This window comes from Bradyrhizobium sp., from assembly GCF_049512235.1.
Classification (GTDB): domain Bacteria; phylum Pseudomonadota; class Alphaproteobacteria; order Rhizobiales; family Xanthobacteraceae; genus Bradyrhizobium.
This window is the reverse complement of the sequence record NZ_JBEKXH010000240.1, coordinates 1-18455: the sequence shown is the minus strand read 5'-3', so window position 1 is coordinate 18455 and position 18455 is coordinate 1. Positions and strand designations below refer to the sequence as shown.

The following is an 18455-nucleotide window of genomic DNA, read 5'->3' as shown; positions in this document are numbered from 1 at the left end:
TAAAACGCCAACGACCCGACCATGCCGGCAAGCACGAGGCCGGTTGCGCGGCAACGTGCCGAGACCAGCCCGGGGCAGGATTTCTCCATCGAGCTCCCGAGGCTGGCAGCGGCGGACCGTGCAGTATTCCAAAGCTACGGGCGTACTCCGCGGAACAAACCGTCGCCGGGGATGTTCTTGACGCAGCCGATGGCGACGGGAGATATCAATGCCGTATACGAGACCGATCAGGCGTTTCTATCTGACCGCTCCCAGGACCCTGACCTTTGCCGTCTCGCTCCTGCTCGCGCTGCTCGCCCTTCTCATCGCCTATGGTCACGTCGTCGATCTGCACGGCGTCAGCGCCTTTGTGGTGCTGCTGATCGCCTACGCGGTCCTGCTGGCCGGAACGTTGTTGCGCGGGGTCTGATCAGAACCCCGCCGCCATCTCGGCCAATAGGCGGTGCGCGGCCTCGCGGGCGAGGCGGGCCGGCTCGGCCGGGCCGGCGGTCGGTCCAACCAGCGCGAAACGAACATCGCTGATGCCGATGAAGCGTAATATCTCGCGCAAATAGGGGCTCGCCATGTCGATGCGGCCACGGTTCATGCCGGTGACAAAATCGCCGCCGCTCGCCAGGATCACGATCGTGGGCCTGTTCTTCAAGAGCGGAAAGTAGCCCTGAGCCGGATCGAAGCGGAAGGTGAGGCCGGGCTGGACGATCAGATCGAACCATTGCTTCAGTTTGTAGGGGATGCCGAAGTTCCACATCGGCGTCGAAATCAGTACCCGGTCGGCGAGCGCAAACCGCATCGCCATGCGCTCGATCACGGCGAATGCATTGCGCTGGGCGTCGCTGAATTCGCGCCCGCCGAGCCGCGCGTATTTGGCTTCGAGCACATCGCCCTGAAATTCAGGCAGGCTTTCGCGCCAGATGTCCATCACGTCAATTTCCCAGTCCGGCCGCGCCTGCCGGAACCGCGTCACGAACGCCTCGGCGCCTTCAGAAGATTCGGAAGCCGCGCGGGGCGAGCAACGCAGGTGAAAGAGCTTGGGCACTCCGGCTAGCCTTTCCTGGCGCGGTTCTGCGCGCTCACCCGATCGCCTTGATCACGGCGTCCGCGTTGGTGACCACGGCGACGTTCTGCATCGCGAAATTGATCGAGGCGTTGTGCCACTCGGCGTTCATGGTCGAACAGCAATCCTCGGGCACGATCATGAAATAGCCCTTGTCGGCGCCGGTGCGCGCGGTGTGCTCGATCGACATGTTGGTCCAGGCGCCGGTGTCGATCAGCATGTCGCGGCCGGTCGCCCTGAGGATGGTTTCCAGCCGGCTGCCTTCCCACGCGCTCATGCGCATCTTCTCGACCACGAAGTCGCCCGCGCGAGGCTCGAGCCCCGCCACCGGCGCAGCACCCCAGGAACCGCGCACCATTGCATTGGCATCGACCAGGCCCTCGAACAGCGGCGCGTTCAGCGTCAGGCCCGGCGCGCCGGGTTCGACGATGAACCAGACATGGATCACGACGACGCCGCGTGCGCGCGCCGCATCGGCAAGCCGGCGCACATTGTCGACGACACGCTGGGCGCGCGCATGGGCCGGCGCGCCCGAGCCTGCGAAGGCGCCACCTTCCATGATGACGTCGTTCTGCAGGTCCTGGATGATCAGCGCGCAGCGCTTCGGATCGAGCTGCAGGGCCTCGGCCCTGAGCTGCGGCGCGGGCGCGGAAGACGGCGTGGCGGCCGTGCCTCCCGTGGCGGTCATATAAGGCTCGCTGCGCGGCCCGACCTTGGTTGTGACCGTGTAGACCGAGTGCGTCGCGGTCATGAACAGCGTCCGGAAATCGGTGCCGCCCCAGCTCAGATTGGCAACCTTTTCGGGGACGCGTACCTTGCCCAGGAGATCGCCGTTCATCGCGTAGACCCAGATGCCGCCCGGCGCGGTCACCCAGATATTGCCGTGCTGATCGCATTTCATGCCGTCAGGCACGCCGGGCTCGAGTTCGGAGCGGATGCCGCTGGCGAAGACGCGGGCGTTGCCAAGGGTACCGTCAGGGGCGACGTCGAAGACCCGGATCAGCGTCTGCACGGTGTCGTTGACGTAGAGCCGCCGTTCGTCCGGCGAGAAGCAGAGGCCGTTCGGCTGGTCGAACAGGGTGCGGTCGACCAAAAGCTGTGGCGCGCCGCCGCCCGTGGGCACGCGATAGACGCCCTGGAAGCCGAGCTGGCGCGGCCGCTCGACGCCGAAAACCGGCATGCGGCCGTACCAGGGGTCGGAAAAATAGATCGCGCCGCTCGAATGCACGCAGACGTCATTCGGGCTGTTGAGCTCCTGCTTTTCGAAGTGCGAGGCCAGCACCTCGCGACGGCCGTCGGGGCGCTCGCGGATCAGCGATGACGTCGCGTGCTCGCAGACGATCAGGTTCAGCTCGGCATCATAAGTCATGCCGTTGCATTTATTCGCCGGGCGCTTGACCTCGGCGACGCCCCGCGCAGCGTCCCAGCGACGGCGAACGTCGGCGGGCATATCCGAAAACAACAGATAGTGACCGACCGGATGCCAGATCGGCCCCTCGGTGAAGGTGAAGCCGGTACCGAGCTGGCCGACCGGCGCATAGGGATCGATCAGGGTTTCGAATTCGGGGCGCAGCGTGGTGTGGGTCATAGGATGCTCCCTTCGCCCGGCTCAAGCCGGGAACCAGCTGCGCTTGGGCAGCGACTGAACGATCGGACCCGGCACCTGGTCCTGCAGCCGCCCGACGACATTGCCGGCTTCGATCTTGCACGGCCGGTCGTGCACCGGCAGCAGAAAGCGCGAGTTGTTGACGAGTTTCTTGATCGACGCCTTTTCCGCACGCTTCGAGGTGCCGTGGTTGCCGGTCGTGCGCGGCTCGGCGTCGTGGATCTCCCGGAAGGGTTCCACGAGTTGATCATTGATGTCGTAGAGCACATCGCCGCAGATCGTGGCGATGCCCTCGGCGGTGTGAACGTGCAGATTCATCGACCCTTCGGTGTGGGCGTTCGCCGCCTCGCAATACACGCCCGGGATCAGCTCCACCGGGCCGGTGATCTCGAGATCGAGGAAGCGCAGCGCGCTCCGGGTATGCAGTCGGTCGATCAGATGCTTGATGTCGGGCGCCGGGTATTGCGGGTGCATCAGGCCGGAGACGGAATATTCGAGCTCCTTGCGGTTGACGACGACAGTCGTATTCATCGGAAACAGGTCGTCCTTGCCGGCGTGGTCGATATGCAGATGGGTGTGGCAGACGAAGCGGACGTCGCCCATGCGCACGCCATGACGTGCGAGCTGGTTCTCGATCATGTTCTCGTGGAACTGCAGGCCACGCATGCCCAGGGTCTCCATGATCGCATTGGAGCGGTAACCGGTATCGACGACGATCGGATAGCTGCCTCCGACAATGAGAAAGCCCAGCGTCAGCACCCGGCGCGTGCGCCCGCAGTCGCGGCCGAGCACCAGGAAACTCGATTCCAGTTCGATGTCGCCATAGTCCAGAATCTTGATTTCCAACGCCATGTTTACCTCCGATTTCCTTCGTCTTTTTCCACGCAACGCTACGGCACGAGACGATAGACCCGCATCGCGGTATCGCGCAGGATCGCGTCGCGATGACCAGGGTTCGATTTGACAGCGTCGAGATAGGCGCCGACGAGGTCGCGATAGCTGGTCCAAAGCTTCTCGATCGGAAAGTTCGAGCCGAACAGGCAACGATCGGGGCCGAACAGCGCTATCGTCTCGGCGACGATTTGGGCGATGTGCGCAGGGTCGTTGCGATGGATGAAGGTGCCGAGCCCGGAGAGTTTTGTGACGATGTTCGGACACGCCGCCAGCCGCGCCATGCCGGCGCGCCATGCCGCGCGGCCGGCCGGGGTGAGATCCTCCAGCATTCCAGCATGCTGCAGCACGAAGGTGACATCAGGACAGGCTCCCGCAAGGCCGGCCGCGTCCGGCATCTGCGGCGCGAACACCTGCAGCTCGAAACTCCAGCCGTAGTCGGCGAGCCGGGCGACGTTGCGGCGGATCACAGGGTCCGCGCAGAGGTCGGCGCGCGCGGCGAAGCGAAAATGCGGGTTCTCGTGCCAGTGCAGCTGCATGCGCACACCGCGCACCAGCCGATAGCGCTTGAGCCGGTCGAGCTGCGGACGTACATCGTCCGCGCTGAAATCCGCGTAGGCGACGATCGCATGCGGCCAGCCGGTTTCGTCGGAGGTGCGTTGCACCCAGTCCGTCTCCTGCTCGAACTGCGCGTTCGCCCAATTGGTCTGCACATAGACCGACTTGACCACGCCGCAGCCTTCGATGTCGTCGAGGTATTCGGCAAGCGGATAGTCGCGACGGATCGGCTCGTAGGGTCCGAATATGCGCGGCTGCATCGGCCCGACCAGCCAAGGAAGATCGGCCTTCAGCCATATGTGATGATGCGCGTCGACGATGCCGATCACGCGGCTCTCCCTTTTTGTCCGAGCGAAAGCACATGTGCGACCACTGCCGCGCTCGATCCGCCGTCGACCATATCGTCGACGAAGCGGCTGACAGCGATCAGCGCCTCGGTCTGCGGCACGAAGCCAGGGCCGGCCGCGAGCGGCGTCAGCCAACTGAGATGCCAGGCGCGCCGCGACAGTTTTGCGACCGCGTCGCGCAAGGCCGCGAGATCGCCACGCTCCAGCCCGTCGGACAGGATGGCAACCGCGGCGCCGCGCGCGTAGCTGGAAAAGCGCGGTACGGCGAGGAATGCCTGCAGCGCGTCGCCGATGCGCGTGCCGCCGTCCCAGTCGCTCACCAGATGGGCTACGGCCGCGAGCGCCTGCTCGCGGCGCTTGAGCCGCAGCGCGCGCGTCACCCGCGTCAGGCGCGTGCCGAAGGTGAAGACCTCGATATTCGGCGCCGCCTGCACCAGCGTGTGCGCGAGCCGGAGATTGTCCTCGGAGCGTGCTTTCATCGAACCGGAGACGTCGATCAGCAGCAGCATTTTGCGTGGCCGTTCGCGCCGCTTCAGCCGCCCCAGTCGCATCACCTCGCCGTCGTTGCGCGCGGCCTCGCGCAGGGTTCGCCGCAGATCGGCCCAGGGGCCGCGCCGGGCGCGCATGCGCCGATGCCCGCGCCGGCGCGGCAGGCGCCTTTCGGCTTCACGCGCGAGACGGCGTAGCGCGTCGTCTGTTCCGCCCGGCATGAGACGGCGCTCGGCCAGGGCTTCGGCGCGCACCGCCATCGCGCCGGACTCGTTGGCTTGGTCGGCAAGCGGCGGCTCGTCGTCGCCGCGCCCCTCTTCCTGCAGCCGCACCACCTCGTCATCCTCACTTTCGTCGTCCCGCAACTCTTCGCCGCCGAGGAAGTGAATTCGGAACAGCCTATCGTAGGTCGCGCGCCGCTCCGGGGGAGGCGCCAGGGTTGCGAGCCCTGCCTTCCTGATGTCCTCTGGCGCCCGCGGACCGAGCAGCCCGATCGCCGCGAGGAACGCCGTGGTCTGCTCGGGCGCGATGGCAAAACCGTTGGCGCGCAGCAGCGCCACGAACGAAACGAAGGCGCGCGCGGCGCGGGGCAGTTTTGTCAGTTCGCTCACGCTGCTGCCTCCGCGATCAGTGCGTCGAGCCGGCCGGAGATGAAGGCGAGATCTTCCTGGTCTTTCAGCGCGACCCCGATCGAGCGCTTGAACGCGTCCGGCCAGCGTGCGCCGCCTTTGTTGAGCAATGTCGCCGCCTCGGCCCAGTCGACCGCTTCGGCGACGCCGGGCGCCTTGCTCAATGGCTCGCGCCTTAGTTTGCCGACGGCGGCGACAACCGCGCGCGCGGTCGACACGGCGACGCTGGAGGCGCGCAGCATGATGATTTGTGCCTCCCGCTCCGCCGTCGGGTAATCGATCCAGTGATAGACGCAGCGCCGACGCAAGGCCTCGTGCAGATCGCGCGTGCGGTTGGAGGTGAGCACCACCACCGGCCGCTCGGCAGAGCGGATGGTGCCGCGCTCGGGGATCGAAATCTGGAAGTCGGAGAGGAACTCGAGCAGGAATGCCTCGAACTCCTGGTCGGAGCGATCGATCTCGTCGATCAGCAGCACGGTTGCATCCGGGGCGCGCAGCGCAGCCAGCATCGGACGCTCGATCAGGAAGGTCTCACCATAGATGTCGATGGTCGCATCGCCGGCCTGGCGGATGGCCAGCATCTGCCGCGGATAGTTCCATTCGTACAGCGCAGCGGAAGCGTCGATACCCTCGTAGCATTGCAAGCGAATGAGCCGACGGCCAAGCACCGCGGCGATCGCCTTCGCCGCTTCGGTCTTGCCGACGCCGGGAGCGCCTTCGAGCAGCAGCGGCTTGCCGAGCGCGAGCGCCAGATAGGCCGCGGTCGCGATGCCTTCGTCGGCGAGGTAATAGGCTGCGCGCAGCGCCTTCTCCAACGCCTCCGGGCTGCCGATACCGCCAATGGTTGCGCGAACTGCCATCAGCGCCGCGCCTGCGGCCGCGCGCCACCCTGGGCCTTGATCGCGCGCAGCACTTTTTCCGGAGTGATCGGCAGTTCGTCGACGCGGACGCCGACCGCGTTGAAAATCGCGTTGGCGACCGCCGGCATCACCGGATTGGCGCACATCTCGCCCGGGCCCTTGGCGCCGAACGGACCATCGGCCGCCGGACGCTCCAGCACCGCGATGTCGTGCGGGCAGATGTCGCCGGGACCCGGCATCAGATATTCGACAAAGTCGCGCGGCCCGTGGCGGGGATCCGGATAGTAGGGTTCCGTCGTCTCGTAGAGCGCGTGACTGATGCCCATCCATGCGCCGCCGACGAGCTGCTGTTCGACGAGCCGGGGATTAAGCGCGCGCCCGAGTTCGTAGGCCGAGTCCATGCGCACCATTGCCACTTCGCCGGTCTCGTCGTCGACCTCGACCTCGGCGACCAGGCAGGCGTGCGCGTAGCAGGTCGCCGGCGACATCTCGCCGGTCTCGGGATCGACGGCGGAGAGCGGCACCAGGAAGATGCCGCGTCCGGAGATGGTCTTGCCCTGCTTGAACTGCGCTGCGATCGCGACGTCCCGGGTCGAGATCGATCGGTGCGGCGCGCCCTTGACGTGAATATTGCCGCGGCCATCGGTGTCGAGGTCGGCGGCATTGACCTCAAGCTCCTCCGCCGCCGCCTCCATCATCACCCCGCGCGCTTCCCTTGCCGCGGCCATCACCGCGTTGCCGACCCGATGGGTGCCGCGTGAGGCAAAACTGCCCATGCAGTGCGGCCCGGTGTCGGAATCGGCAGTATCGACATAGACGTCCTCGACCGGCACGCCGAGCGTCTCGGCGCAGATCTGACGGGTCACCGACTTCATGCCCTGACCGAGATCGATCGAGGACAGCGACACCGTGAACTTGCCGCTCGGATTGGAATGCACCAGCGCCTGGCTCGGATCGCCGCCGAGATTCATGCCGATGGGATAATTGATCGAGGCGATGCCGCGTCCGCGATGCCTGGCCATGGTCAGCGCCTCCTCGAGCCAAACACGGAGGAGAACCGGATCGCGCCATGCGCTGCGGGCTGCGGCGCTTGCGCCGGCGAAACCGGGTGCGGCGGCTCGGGTGCGGCGGCCGGCGGCGGGGTGCGATCGTATGTCGTGCGCTGCTGCGCGGCGGGGCGCGCCGGCGCGGTCTGGTTGGTCGCGGTCGCGGCAACCGCGGCCCGGGCGCCGCCGCCGTCCTTGCGCGAGGACATCCGCTTGAATTCCTCGCGCAGCGGCCATTTTGCCTTTTCGGCGGCGACCTGCACGCATTCGATCAAAGCGGTGTTCTTCGCCTCGCGCCGATGCGCCTTCATGTCGCCGTCGCGATAGGCGTTGAGGATGCGGAACTCCATCGGGTCCATGCCAACGAGATGAGCGAGCTTGTCCATCTGGCATTCGATCGCGAAATCCATCGCGGTGACCCCGAAGCCACGCATCGCCGTCGCCGGCGTGCGGTTGGTGAAGACGCAATAGATGTCGCCATAAACGTTCGGGATCGTATAGGGTCCGGGCAAATGCGCCGCGCATTTGACCACGGCGTAGCTCGACAACCTGGTATAGGCGCCGCTGTCGAAATAGGCCCGCACCCTGCGCGCGACGATGCGGCCGTCGCGCATGACGCCGTCCTTCAGAAAGATGCGTTCGGCGCCGCGCGGCGGACCATGTTGCATCTCCTCCTCGCGGCCGAAAATGTAGCGCACGGGGCGGCCGGTCAGCATCGCGCCGAGGATCGCAAGCGGCTCGGTCAAGGTATCGACCTTGCCGCCGAAGCCGCCGCCGACGGTGCCGCCGATGAAATGAAAGGTGTTGGAGGGCACATCAAGAATCTTGGCGCAGGTGTCGAGCGAAAAGAACAGTGCCTGGGTCGAGGTGTAGACCACATAGCGTCCGTTGGTGTCGGGGGCTGCGATCGAGCCGTTGGTCTCGGTCGGCGCGTGCTCGATCGGCGACATCTGGTAGCGCTGCTCGAGCACATGGTCCGCCCCCGCAAGGGCGCGCTCGACGTCGCCGAAGCGCAGCTTCTGATGATCATAGATGTCGTGGTAGGTGAACGTGTTCTTGGGATAGGTTTCATTGACCACCGGCGCGCCTGTTTTCAGCGCCTCCTCGACGTCGAAAACCGCGGGCAGCGGCTCGTAGTCGACGCGGATCTTTGCGAGAGCTTCGAAGGCCTCGCGGTGGCTGTCGGCGACAACAGCCACCACCGGCTCGCCCTTGTAGCGCACCTTGTCGACCGCGAGCGTCGGCTCGTCGTCCTTGCCGAAATTGATCAGACTGAGCAGTGTGTTGAGGTTACGCGGCACGTCGGCGCCGCGAATGATTCGGCGTATCCCGGGGCTGCGCTCGGCCTCGCCGGTCTCGATGCGGCGGATGCGCGCGTGCGCGTGCGGGCTGCGCAGCACCTTCAAATGCAGCATGCCCTGCAATTGGTGGTCGTTGAAATAGCTGGACGTGCCGGTGACATGACCCAGAATGTCCTGGCGCTGGGTGCCTTTGCCGATCTCCTTGAGATTGTCGTCACGCTCGTCGGCGAAAATGTCTTTGCGAAGTTCCAGCATGGCGTGGTCCTCTAGTACAGCGTTCTCAAAGTTCGAATCCTATCGCAGTTCGCGATGCTGCGCTCCCTCTCCCGCTCTTGCGGGCTCTTGCGGGGGAGGGTTGGGGTGGGGGAAAGCCGCATCGGCAGTCCCCGAGTGGCGCCCCCACCCCACCCTCCCCCGCGAAGAGCGGGAGAGGGAGTGAGAGGGCAACGCTCGTGGCCTGAACTGATAGCTTCATGCAACCGGTCCTCTAGGCGCGCGCGCGTCCGCCCGCGGCGGCGAGCACGGCGTTGATGATGGGTTCGTATCCGGTGCAGCGGCAGATGTTGCCACTGATGGCATTGACGACCTCGTCGCGGGTAGGCGAGGGGTTGTGGTCGAGCAGGGCCTTCGCCGCCATCAGCATGCCCGGCGTGCAGTAACCGCACTGGGCCGCGAAATGCTCCATGAAGGCGCGTTGCAATGGATGCAAATGCGGTCCGTCCTTGAGGCCGGCAAGCGTTTCCACCGAACGGCCTGCCACGGTCTCGGCCAGTGTCAGGCAGGCGAGATGCGCGTCGCCGTCGATCAGCACTGTGCAGGCGCCGCAACCGCCCTGGCCGCAGCCGAACTTCGGAGTCATATCGCCGACCATGTCACGCAGGGTCGCGAGCAGATTGACGCCGCCGTCAACGAAGACCGCGACGTCGCGGCCGTTATGACGAAATTGCAGGGCGGTCTTGGCCATCGATTTTTCCTTGAACTTTGCTTATTGCTGGCCGGTCAGGAGGCGGCGCAAATGGACGCCGACCACCTCGCGCCGATACCAGGCGCTGGCGAGCGAATCGTCGACCGGCGACGTCCCTTCCGCCGCGGCGGCCACCGCGGCGGCGACGCTTGAGGCGTCGAGCACGCGCCCTTCCAGCGCGCGCTCCGCCGCCCTGGCACGAACCGGCGTCGCCGCCATCGCGCCGAGTGCGATGCGCTTCCGCGCTGGACGGACGCTGGACGGAGACGGAGAGCACGAGCGCGCCGCGCTGGCGATCCCGCCCGGCGAGGAACTCCTCGATCGCCACGTCGCGCGCGCCATAGCCGCCCTGTACCGCGACCGTCGCCTCGAGCGCCAGCAGAGCCACGGTGAAATCACCGAACGGCGTCGGCGCAAACAAATTGCCACCGATCGTGCCCATATTGCGCACGGCCGGCCCGCCGATCGATCCGGCGACAGGGTGGAGAAAGGCGAGTTCGCGCTCGGCCAGAACGCGCGCGAAGGTGACGCCGGCGCCGATCCTGACCCGGGAGCTGGCGAAGTCGAGCTGGGTCAAAGCGCGGTCGGTCGCGCGCACCACCGTCGAAAACGAGAGGTCGCCCTCGTTCAGCGCGCGCATTACCAGCGTGCCGCCGCCGAGATAGCGCGCGTCGTGCTCCGACGATAACGCCGTCGCGGCCTCTCCCGAGGTTGCGAATGTCTTCACGGTCACCGGCATGATTTCTCCTCCAAAGTCATGCGGCCTCCCGCAGATGCCGGCGGATCGCCTCGAAACCGGCCTGATAGATCTGTTCGCCGACCATTTCGGTGAGCTGCGCCGCCTCCGCGGGCCGCGCGGCAAAGCGCGACTCCCAATGCCAGAAGGTGCGGTCACCGTCGGTGACCGGCAGCAAGCGCACATGCGCGACATAGTTGAACATCGGAATGGGCGTATCGAGCAGGCAATAGCTGAAGCTTTGTTCGAGATCGGAAAGCGCCAGCAATTGCTCGCGCAGCTCGGAGCCGTCCTTCAGCTTGAACCGGCGGACGCAGCCGATGCGGTCCGCGGCCTGGGCGCGCTCGATCGTGGAGGTCGCGACCGCGGGATGCCAGCGGTCATGGCCGTTGAAGTCGCGCAGTACGTTCCAGACCACGCCGGTCGGCGCGTCGAGAACAGTGCTCTTGACGATGTGCGGCACGGCTTCAGCCTCCGAACACGCGCTTGAGCGCATCGAAGCCGCCCTGAAACACGCCAGCCCCGATCGTGTTGATGAGTTCGACCTCGCGCTCCGGCGCGCAGTCGAATTCGGCCGACCATTCCAGGAAGGTTTTGTCGCCGTCGGTGACCGGAGTGAGGCGCAAGGTCGCGACGTAGTTTTCGACGCCCATCGGCGATTCGAGGATGGAATAGGTGCAGAACATGTCGAAGTCGGAGAGGCCGAGCAGCTTTTCGCGGATGCGGTCGCCGTTGCGCAAGGTGAAATCGCGCACGCAGCCGATCTTGTCCGCGGGCTCTCCGCCCTCGATGCGGCTCTCGGCGATCGCCGGGTGCCAGTTAGGCAGGCCGTTGAAGTCGCGCAGCCGTGCCCAGACCCGATCGTTGCGGGTGTTGACGACGGTCGAGACATAGACGCGAGCCATGGCCTACCTTCAGCTCTTCTTGCCCGGGCGCGAAGATTGTCCCTGTCCTGGGGATGATGCAGCCGGGTCGGCCTCGCTCTCTTTCTTCGGCGCGGTCTCCTTGCGGATGCCCTGCATGTCGCGGGCTTCGCGAATAAGGCCCGGCATCTTCGAGAGACTGCCGCCCTCGACGCCGATGTCGGCGAGGATCGAATCGATCAGCGGCGCCTGAACGCGGTAGCGCAAGGCCGAATCGATCACTTCGTCGGTGGCGCTGCGTCCGCCGCCGCCGCCATTGCCGCCATTGCCGCCGGCCAGGCCGTCGACATGCAGGATGCGAATGCCCTCGATCTTCTCCATCGGCTTGACGCTCTCGCGCACGATGCCTTCGATGCGGTCGAGCAGCTTGCGGCGGAACAGCGAGTAGCGCGCCTGGTCGGTGAGCACGTTCTCGGCCTCGTTGAGCAGCTTCTGGGCCTCGGCTTCGACGGCTGCGCGCACGCGTTCGGCCTCGGCGCCGATGCGCTTCTCCTCGGCTTCCTTCTCCGCGATAAGGACTTCGACCGTCTTGCGCCGCTTGGCGATCTCGCTGTCGCGCACCGTGATGACGCGTTCGGCCGCCTCGGTGGCGCGCGCCTTGGCGTTCTCGGCTTCGGCTTGCGCGGCCGAATGTTCGAGCGACTTCTGATAGAGCGCAATCGCCTTCTCCATCAAGACGGTCTCGACCTCCTTCTCGCGATGGATCTCCAATTTGCGCAATTCCCGTTCGCGCCCGATGCGGGCCTCGTCGAGGCCGCGGTCGGAGGCGATGCGCGCGCGCTGGACTTCCTCGTTGGCGGCAATCTCGGCTTCCTGCAAGGCCTGGACGCGCGCGATTTCGAGCTGCTCGATGACGCGCCGGCGCTCCAGCCGGGCCGCTTCGAGCGCCTGCTCCTTCGATACTTCGCTGGTCTCGACCTCGCGACCGGCGACGATCTCCGCCTGCCGGACCTGGCGGTCGGCGTCGATGCGTTCGGAACGTTTCGCCGACAGGGCGATGACCCGGTCCTCATCGGCGATTTCAACCGTTCGCTTCTGCTCGATGTTGAGCACCTCTCGCGTCCTGCTGGAGGCGATGCGCTCGGCCTCGAGCGCCAGTTCAACGCCGATGCGCTGACGCTCGATCGCGTCGCGCCGCGTCAGTTCCGCCATCTCGATCGACTTTGCGCGTTCGATGTCCTGCTGCTTGGTCGCCTGGTCGCTCAGAATGCGGGCGAGGGCGATTTTCTTTTCCTGGGCGATCCGCGCCGCCTCGATGGCCTCGCGTGAGGCGATGTCGGCTTCCTCGACCGCGCGATGCCTGGCGATTTCGAGCGCGCGGATGCGTTCCTCCTGCGCGATACGGGTGGCTTCGGTGGCCTCGCGCGCCGCGATGCCGGCGACCTCGAGCGCCTGATTGCGGTCGATCTCCAGTTTGCGGGTACTCTCTTCGGCGGCGATGCGGCTGGAGGCAAGGGCGCGTTCGCGCGCAATGCGCGCGGCTTCCACCGCTTGCTGCGCGGCGATCTCGGCTTCCTGGATCGCGCGGACCTGTTGGATCTCCAGCGAGCGGGTCTGCTCGTCGGAGGCGATCCGTTCGGCGTTGACGATTGTGGTCTGGGCTATGCGCGCCTTCTCGGTCGCTTCCCTGGCGCTGATCTCGGCTTCGTCTATCGTCCGGGTGCGTTCGATCTCGCGGCGGCGGGTTTCCTCCTCGTTGGCGATGCGGGCGTCGGTGACGACGCGGTCCTGCTGGATGCGGGCTTTCTCGATGAACTCGCGGGCCTGGATCTCGGCCTCCTCGACCGTGCGGGCGCGCTCGATCTCCTTTTGCCGCACCTCGCGTTCGCTGGCGATGCGGGCGGTGTCGACCGAACGCTGGTTGGCAATACGCGCCTTTTCAATCTCCTCGCGCGCCAAAATTTCCTTTTCCTCGACCGCCTGGGTGCGCTCGATTTCCTTCTGCCGGGTTTCGCGCTCAGAGCCGATACGCGCCTCGGCGATGGCCTGCTCGTTGGCGATGCGCGCCTTTTCAATGGTCTGGCGCGCCGAAATCTGCGCCTGTTCGGCTTCGGTCTCGCGCAATGCGCGCTCGCGCGCCACCTCGGTCCGTTGCAAGGCCCGGCGCACCTCGATATCGCGTTCCTGCTCCAGCCGCGCGGTCTCGCTCTCGCGTTCGATATCGAGCGCCTGCCGTTCGGCTTCCAGATTGCGGGTGCGGATCTTGATCATCGAATCCTGTTCGATGTCGTTGCGCAGTTTGCGCTTGGCCTCGATGTCCGCCATCAGCTGGGTCAGGCCTTCGGCGTCGAAGCGGTTCGACGGGTTGAAGAATTCGAGGTCGGTCTGATCGAGGTCGGTGATCGCCACCGATTCCAGCTCGAGGCCGTTCTGGGCCAGCGCCTCGGCGGCCGCGGCCTTGACCCGGGCGACATAGTCGCCGCGCTTTTCGTGCATCTGCTCCATGGTCATTTCCGAGGCGACCGAGCGCATCGCGGAAACGAACTTGCCGGCGAGCAGCGCATGCAGCCGTTCCGGTTCCAGCGTGCGGCGGCCGAGTGTCGCTGCGGCGATCGCGACCGCCTCGCGCGTCTGCTGCACGCGGACATAGAAGTCGGCTTCGATGTCAATGCGCATGCGATCCCTTGTGATGACGGCGTCCTGCTTCGCGCGAATGATCGGCATCGGCAGCACGTTCATGTTGACCGGCGTGAAGTCGTGAATGAACGGCAGCACGAACGCGCCGCCGTTGATCACCACCCGCTCGCCAAGGAAACCGGTTCGCACAAAGGACACCTCCTTGGACGAGCGGTGGTAGAGCCAGTTCACGACGTAGACCGCCACGACGATCACGATCAACGCGACGATCAGCCATAGGATCAATTGGCCAACAACAATCCCCGACATGGTCCCGACCTCCCGTAGCCGGCGCTCAACCCGCGCCGATTGCCTTGAATTTTCGAACCTGTTCCGTCAGCGCCCGCTCTACTGGCAGCCGCTCCATCGAGGAGGCGCCATAGAAACCGTGACACGCGCGCGCGTGTTTCATGATGAACGCGGCGTCCGCCGGCTCGGCTACCGGCCCGCCATGCGCCAGTACCAGAATATCGGGATTGATGGCCAGGGCCGCCGCCGCCCAGGCATCGATGCGGGCTGGACAATCCTGAAGTTTCAACGCGGTATGCGCGCCGATCGCCCCGCCGGTGGTCAGGCCGAGATGACAGACGACGATGTCTGCGCCGGCCATGGCCATCGCCCTGGCGTCTGCCGCGTTGAAGACGTAGGGCGTCGTCAGCATATTCCTGGCGCGCGCCTTGGCGATCATCTCGACCTCGAGCGCGTAGGACATGCCGGTCTCTTCGAGATTGGCGCGGAACACGCCGTCGATCAGGCCGACGGTCGGAAAATTCTGTACCCCCGCAAAGCCGAGCGCCTTCAGTTGATCGAGGAAAATATCCATGTCGCGGAAAGGATCGGTGCCGTTGACGCCCGCGAGCACCGGCGTATGCTTGATGACGGGCAGGACTTCGCCCGCCATTTCGACAACGATCGCGTTGGCGTCGCCGTAAGGCATCATTCCCGCGAGCGAGCCTCGCCCGGCCATCCGGTAGCGCCCCGAATTATAAATCACGATGAGGTCGATGCCGCCGGCTTCCTCGCATTTTGCCGAGAGTCCGGTTCCAGCGCCGCCCCCGACGATCGGCTCGCCGCGGGCGGCCATGGCGCGGAATTTCTTGAGGAGATCGGCGCGTTCAAAATGGGTCATCGATCACCTCGCCACCCTTCGGCGCGTGCCCGGGCGTCCGATCAGGGAGCGGAACGCGGCAACGATCGCCGCCGCAAATTCCGGTTCGTTGATGTTGCGCTTGAGCCGGATCAGCTGCCGGTTGCTGGTCTGGCGCACCGTCCGATCCAGCGCGCGGAACAGCGCAGCATCGGCATCTAGGTCGAAGAAGGGTTGCCCCGGCGCGTCGAGCGCGGAGACGCCCATTTCAGGCAGAAAGAAACGCACCGGCCCGTCCATCGCGTTGAGGCGCTCGCCGATCCAGTGGCCGACGCGATCGTTCTCTTCCGCGGTCGTGCGCATCAGCGTGACCTGCGGATTGTGAACGTGCAGCTTGCGGCCGCGGTAGCGCTCGGGGATGGTGTCGGGCGCTCCGAAATTGACCATGTCGAGTGCGCCGACCGAGCCGACGTAGGGCGTGCGGGTGCGAATGATGGCGCCGAAGCGATCCTCGGTCGCCGGAAACACGCCGCCCATCAAGAGGTCACAGACTTCCGTGGTCGTCAGGTCGATCACCCCCGCCAGGAGAGCGGAATCGACCAGCTTCTCCATCGAGCGGCCGCCGACGCCGGTGGCATGGAAGACGAGACACTCAAAATCGCTGCGCAGCGCGGCCGCGATCTGCTGCACGGCAGGTGTCGTGACGCCGAACATCGTCAGGCCGACCGCCGGCAGATTGGCGCTCACCTCGCGGGCGTTCACCGCGCGCTCGCCGAGCCGTGCCTTCACCATGCCGACCAGCGCGTTGGCGCCGTTGGCGAGCACCTGGCGGGAGATCGAGTTCAGCCCCTGCACATCGGTTACCGAATACATCATGGTGATGTCGGCGGGGCCGACATAGGGCCCGACATCGCCCGAGGCAACCGAGGAGATGATGAGCTTGGGCACGCCGATCGGCAGCGCGCGCATCGCCGGCGCCACCAGCGAGGCGCCGCCTGACCCGCCGGCGGAAATCACGCCGACGATGTCAGTCTGGCGGCGCAGCCAGTTGGCGAAGGCCTCGGCCATCGCCGTCACCGCGGTACCGCGATCCTGTGCGAACACGGCGCTGCCGCCGCGCGGGTGGTTGAGCGCTATTTCGTGGGCGGAGACGTCGCAGGTCGAAGGCTTGCCGCCGGTCGAGACATCGACCAGGCGCGTCCGCAGCCCGCTGCCGGCAACGATGTCGCGGATGAATCTGAGTTCCTCGCCCTTGGTATCCAGCGTGCCGGCGACGAGTACGGTCGGCGCTCCGGAGCTTCGCGCCGCGACCGCGTCGCGTCGCGGTCGCGCCGCCTCTTCGAGCCTCAACACGCCGGCCGAGAGTGTCCGCGCGCTGGCCTCGATGCGCGCGATCGGCACCGGCTGCGACCATCGGGTCGGCGGCGTCGGATTGGATATATAGACGCGCTGTGGCGCCAGGCTCGGCGCGCGCGGGGTGGCAGTGGCTGGCGCGACGTCGCCGTTCATCTCCGCATCGATCGCAGAGGCGGCGTCCGAATGACGTCCGACACCAAGCAGGCGCTGTTGCAGATCGCGGTCGGAGGCAAGACGCGCGGACTCGATGATGCGATTGATCCGGCCGTTGACCATGATCGCGACGTTCTTGGAGACCGCCGTCGCTACCCCGATATTCTGCTCGATGACGAGCACCGAAAGGTCGCCTTCCTCGCCGAGGCGCACCAGCATCTCCTCGACCTGTGCGACGATGACAGGCGCCAGCCCTTCGGTCGGCTCGTCCATGATCAACAGACGCGGATTGGTTACCAACGCGCGTGCGATCGCCAGCATCTGCTGCTCGCCACCGGAGAGCTGGCCGCCACCGCTGCTCTTGCGCTCGGCGAGCCGCGGGAATGTGTCGTAGATGCGCTCGACGGTCCACGCACCCCGCCGCAGGGCCCCGGTCATGCGCAGGTGCTCGTCGACGGTCAGCGAGCGCCACAGCCGCCGGCCTTGCGGCACGTAACCAACGCCAAGCCGCGCGATCCGCGCCGGTTGCAACGACAACAAGTCCTCGCCGCCCATCCGGACCGAGCCGCTGGTGGCGCGCACCAGCCCCATGATCGTCTTGCACAGCGTCGTCTTGCCCATGCCGTTGCGACCGATGACCGAAAGAACGCCGGCGTCGAGCGTAAGGTCGACGCCCTGCAGCGCGTGCGAACGACCATAGTAGACGTCGAGGCCCCGGACCTCGAGAATAGGTGCGGCGCGGCGCCCGTCAGCCATATCTTCCTCCGAGATCATGGCCGCCACCCAGATATAGCTCTTGAACCTCGGGGTCGGACTCGATTTCCTGCGGCAACCCTTCCTTGAAGATGCGGCCGTTGTGCATCATCGTCACGCTCTCGACCACGCGCAGCGCGACGTCCATGTCGTGCTCGATGATAATGTAGCCGATATGGCTCGGCAGCGAGGTCAGGATCTCCACCAGTTCGCCGCGCTCGGTCGGCGACAGACCGGCGGCAGGTTCGTCGAACAGGATGAAGCGCGGCGCCCCGGCGAGCGCGAGCGCTATTTCGAGCTGGCGCTGCTGACCGTAGGCGAGTTCGGCGACGCGGCGCTCTTTCACCTCCGTCAGGTGCACCGCCTGGACCAGGTCGTCGGCCGATCGCATCAGCGCGTCATTGCTGCGCGGCCGGAACGGCGAAAAGCGGCTGCGCGAAACGCCGCAGCAGGCAAGGTAGACGTTGTCGTGAACGGTCAGTCCCGGAAACAGCGCGGAAATCTGATAGGTCCGCCGAAGGCCGCGGCGTATGCGCTCAAAGGGCGGAAAGTTTGTGACGTCCTCGCCGAAAAATCGGATCGTGCCGGAGGTCGGCGGGAAATCGCCGGTGATGCAGTTGAAGAGGGTGGTTTTGCCGGCGCCGTTGGAGCCCAGCACCGCGCGCCGCTCGCCGGGGCGCACCGTCAGCGTGACGTCGGTCAGCGCCGCCAGCGCACCGAAAAGTCGCGTTACGCCGCGCAATTCGAGCGCGGCGCCGGCGCCGACAACTGAAAGGCGATGCGCGACGCTATCCATGGCGGCCTCCGCCCGGCTGCGCCGGCGACGAATGGCCCCGGCGGCGCCAGCGCTCCCAAAGCCCGACGATGCCGTCCGGGGAGAACAGCACAATGACCAGAAAGCCGAGACCGATCAGCAGGCGGAAGCGATTACCGTCCAACCCGATCGCGACCAGAAAATCGAGCGTGAAGGTGCGCAGCAGGACAAAGATCAGGGCGCCGATGAAGGGACCGATCGGACGCGTGATGCCGCCGACGACGGCGATGATGAGAATGTCGATCGCGCGCTCCACCCCGACCGAGCCCGGC

At 66.1% G+C, this 18455-nt stretch carries 16 protein-coding genes and 2 pseudogenes; 1 reads left to right on the top strand and 17 read right to left on the bottom strand.

The features are described 5' to 3' along the window. Positions 1–208 precede the first annotated feature (208 nt). Positions 209–409: a hypothetical protein gene (locus ABSG20_RS21110; RefSeq protein WP_423866451.1), complete on the top strand. Its 201-nt coding sequence runs from the start codon at positions 209–211 to the stop codon at positions 407–409. Here ABSG20_RS21110 and ABSG20_RS21105 read toward each other — a convergent pair whose 3' ends face one another. The 17 genes and pseudogenes from ABSG20_RS21105 to ABSG20_RS21025 all read right to left on the bottom strand — a co-directional run. After that, positions 410–1036: an FMN-dependent NADH-azoreductase gene (locus ABSG20_RS21105; protein WP_423866450.1), complete on the bottom strand. Its 627-nt coding sequence runs from the start codon at positions 1034–1036 to the stop codon at positions 410–412. Between the two features lie 34 nt (positions 1037–1070). Further along, positions 1071–2642, bottom strand: coding sequence for an isochorismatase family protein (locus tag ABSG20_RS21100; protein WP_423866449.1), 1572 nt, complete (start codon positions 2640–2642; stop codon positions 1071–1073). 21 nt (positions 2643–2663) lie between these two features. Continuing rightward, positions 2664–3512: an MBL fold metallo-hydrolase gene (locus ABSG20_RS21095; RefSeq protein WP_423866448.1), complete on the bottom strand. Its 849-nt coding sequence runs from the start codon at positions 3510–3512 to the stop codon at positions 2664–2666. A 38-nt stretch (positions 3513–3550) separates the two neighbouring features. After that, positions 3551–4438, bottom strand: coding sequence for an amidohydrolase family protein (locus ABSG20_RS21090; protein WP_423866447.1), 888 nt, complete (start codon positions 4436–4438; stop codon positions 3551–3553). Continuing rightward, entirely contained in the window at positions 4435–5556 is a 1122-nt protein-coding gene (locus ABSG20_RS21085) for a vWA domain-containing protein (protein WP_423866446.1), read from the bottom strand. Before ABSG20_RS21085 ends, ABSG20_RS21090 begins: the two co-directional genes overlap by 4 nt. After that, complete coding sequence (locus ABSG20_RS21080) at positions 5553–6434, bottom strand: AAA family ATPase (RefSeq protein WP_423866445.1); 882 nt, start codon at positions 6432–6434, stop codon at positions 5553–5555. Before ABSG20_RS21080 ends, ABSG20_RS21085 begins: the two co-directional genes overlap by 4 nt. Beyond that, a complete protein-coding gene (locus tag ABSG20_RS21075; protein WP_423866444.1) occupies positions 6434–7456 on the bottom strand; it encodes a xanthine dehydrogenase family protein molybdopterin-binding subunit in 1023 nt (340 codons plus the stop codon). Before ABSG20_RS21075 ends, ABSG20_RS21080 begins: the two co-directional genes overlap by 1 nt. A gap of 2 nt (positions 7457–7458) precedes the next feature. Continuing rightward, positions 7459–9036, bottom strand: coding sequence for a xanthine dehydrogenase family protein molybdopterin-binding subunit (locus ABSG20_RS21070; protein WP_423866443.1), 1578 nt, complete (start codon positions 9034–9036; stop codon positions 7459–7461). Between the two features lie 232 nt (positions 9037–9268). Continuing rightward, complete coding sequence (locus ABSG20_RS21065; RefSeq protein ID WP_423866442.1) at positions 9269–9745, bottom strand: (2Fe-2S)-binding protein; 477 nt, start codon at positions 9743–9745, stop codon at positions 9269–9271. Positions 9746–9766: 21 nt separating this feature from the next. After that, positions 9767–10484 (bottom strand): annotated as a pseudogene (locus ABSG20_RS21060) (FAD binding domain-containing protein). Positions 10485–10500: 16 nt separating this feature from the next. Continuing rightward, on the bottom strand, positions 10501–10944 hold the full coding sequence (locus ABSG20_RS21055; protein WP_423866441.1) for an SRPBCC family protein: 444 nt from the start codon (positions 10942–10944) through the stop codon (positions 10501–10503). A gap of 4 nt (positions 10945–10948) precedes the next feature. Next, a complete protein-coding gene (locus ABSG20_RS21050) occupies positions 10949–11386 on the bottom strand; it encodes an SRPBCC family protein (protein WP_423866440.1) in 438 nt (145 codons plus the stop codon). A 9-nt stretch (positions 11387–11395) separates the two neighbouring features. After that, entirely contained in the window at positions 11396–14290 is a 2895-nt protein-coding gene (locus ABSG20_RS21045; RefSeq protein WP_423866439.1) for a flotillin family protein, read from the bottom strand. A 25-nt stretch (positions 14291–14315) separates the two neighbouring features. Next, positions 14316–15149 (bottom strand): phosphoenolpyruvate hydrolase family protein, encoded by an 834-nt coding sequence (locus tag ABSG20_RS21040; RefSeq protein WP_423866438.1) that lies wholly within the window; start codon positions 15147–15149, stop codon positions 14316–14318. Positions 15150–15152: 3 nt separating this feature from the next. Continuing rightward, positions 15153–17372, bottom strand: coding sequence for an ABC transporter permease (locus tag ABSG20_RS21035; protein WP_423866437.1), 2220 nt, complete (start codon positions 17370–17372; stop codon positions 15153–15155). After that, the gene (locus ABSG20_RS21030) at positions 17365–18165 is read right to left on the bottom strand and encodes an ABC transporter ATP-binding protein (RefSeq protein WP_423866436.1); all 801 of its coding nucleotides are present in this window, start codon (positions 18163–18165) and stop codon (positions 17365–17367) included. The genes ABSG20_RS21035 and ABSG20_RS21030 overlap by 8 nt, the downstream gene beginning before the upstream one ends. Then, positions 18158–18455: pseudogene (locus ABSG20_RS21025) on the bottom strand (branched-chain amino acid ABC transporter permease); the annotation flags it as partial. The gene ABSG20_RS21030 and the pseudogene ABSG20_RS21025, both read right to left, overlap by 8 nt.

Coding starts and splice junctions, on each gene's coding strand:
- ABSG20_RS21110 (WP_423866451.1), top strand. CDS start 209: ATGCCGTATACGAGACCGATCAGGCGTTTCTATCTGACCGCTCCCAGG.
- ABSG20_RS21100 (WP_423866449.1), bottom strand. CDS start 2,642: ATGACCCACACCACGCTGCGCCCCGAATTCGAAACCCTGATCGATCCC.
- ABSG20_RS21095 (WP_423866448.1), bottom strand. CDS start 3,512: ATGGCGTTGGAAATCAAGATTCTGGACTATGGCGACATCGAACTGGAA.
- ABSG20_RS21080 (WP_423866445.1), bottom strand. CDS start 6,434: ATGGCAGTTCGCGCAACCATTGGCGGTATCGGCAGCCCGGAGGCGTTG.
- ABSG20_RS21075 (WP_423866444.1), bottom strand. CDS start 7,456: ATGGCCAGGCATCGCGGACGCGGCATCGCCTCGATCAATTATCCCATC.
- ABSG20_RS21070 (WP_423866443.1), bottom strand. CDS start 9,036: ATGCTGGAACTTCGCAAAGACATTTTCGCCGACGAGCGTGACGACAAT.
- ABSG20_RS21065 (WP_423866442.1), bottom strand. CDS start 9,745: ATGGCCAAGACCGCCCTGCAATTTCGTCATAACGGCCGCGACGTCGCG.
- ABSG20_RS21050 (WP_423866440.1), bottom strand. CDS start 11,386: ATGGCTCGCGTCTATGTCTCGACCGTCGTCAACACCCGCAACGATCGG.
- ABSG20_RS21045 (WP_423866439.1), bottom strand. CDS start 14,290: ATGTCGGGGATTGTTGTTGGCCAATTGATCCTATGGCTGATCGTCGCG.
- ABSG20_RS21040 (WP_423866438.1), bottom strand. CDS start 15,149: ATGACCCATTTTGAACGCGCCGATCTCCTCAAGAAATTCCGCGCCATG.
- ABSG20_RS21035 (WP_423866437.1), bottom strand. CDS start 17,372: ATGGCTGACGGGCGCCGCGCCGCACCTATTCTCGAGGTCCGGGGCCTC.
- ABSG20_RS21030 (WP_423866436.1), bottom strand. CDS start 18,165: ATGGATAGCGTCGCGCATCGCCTTTCAGTTGTCGGCGCCGGCGCCGCG.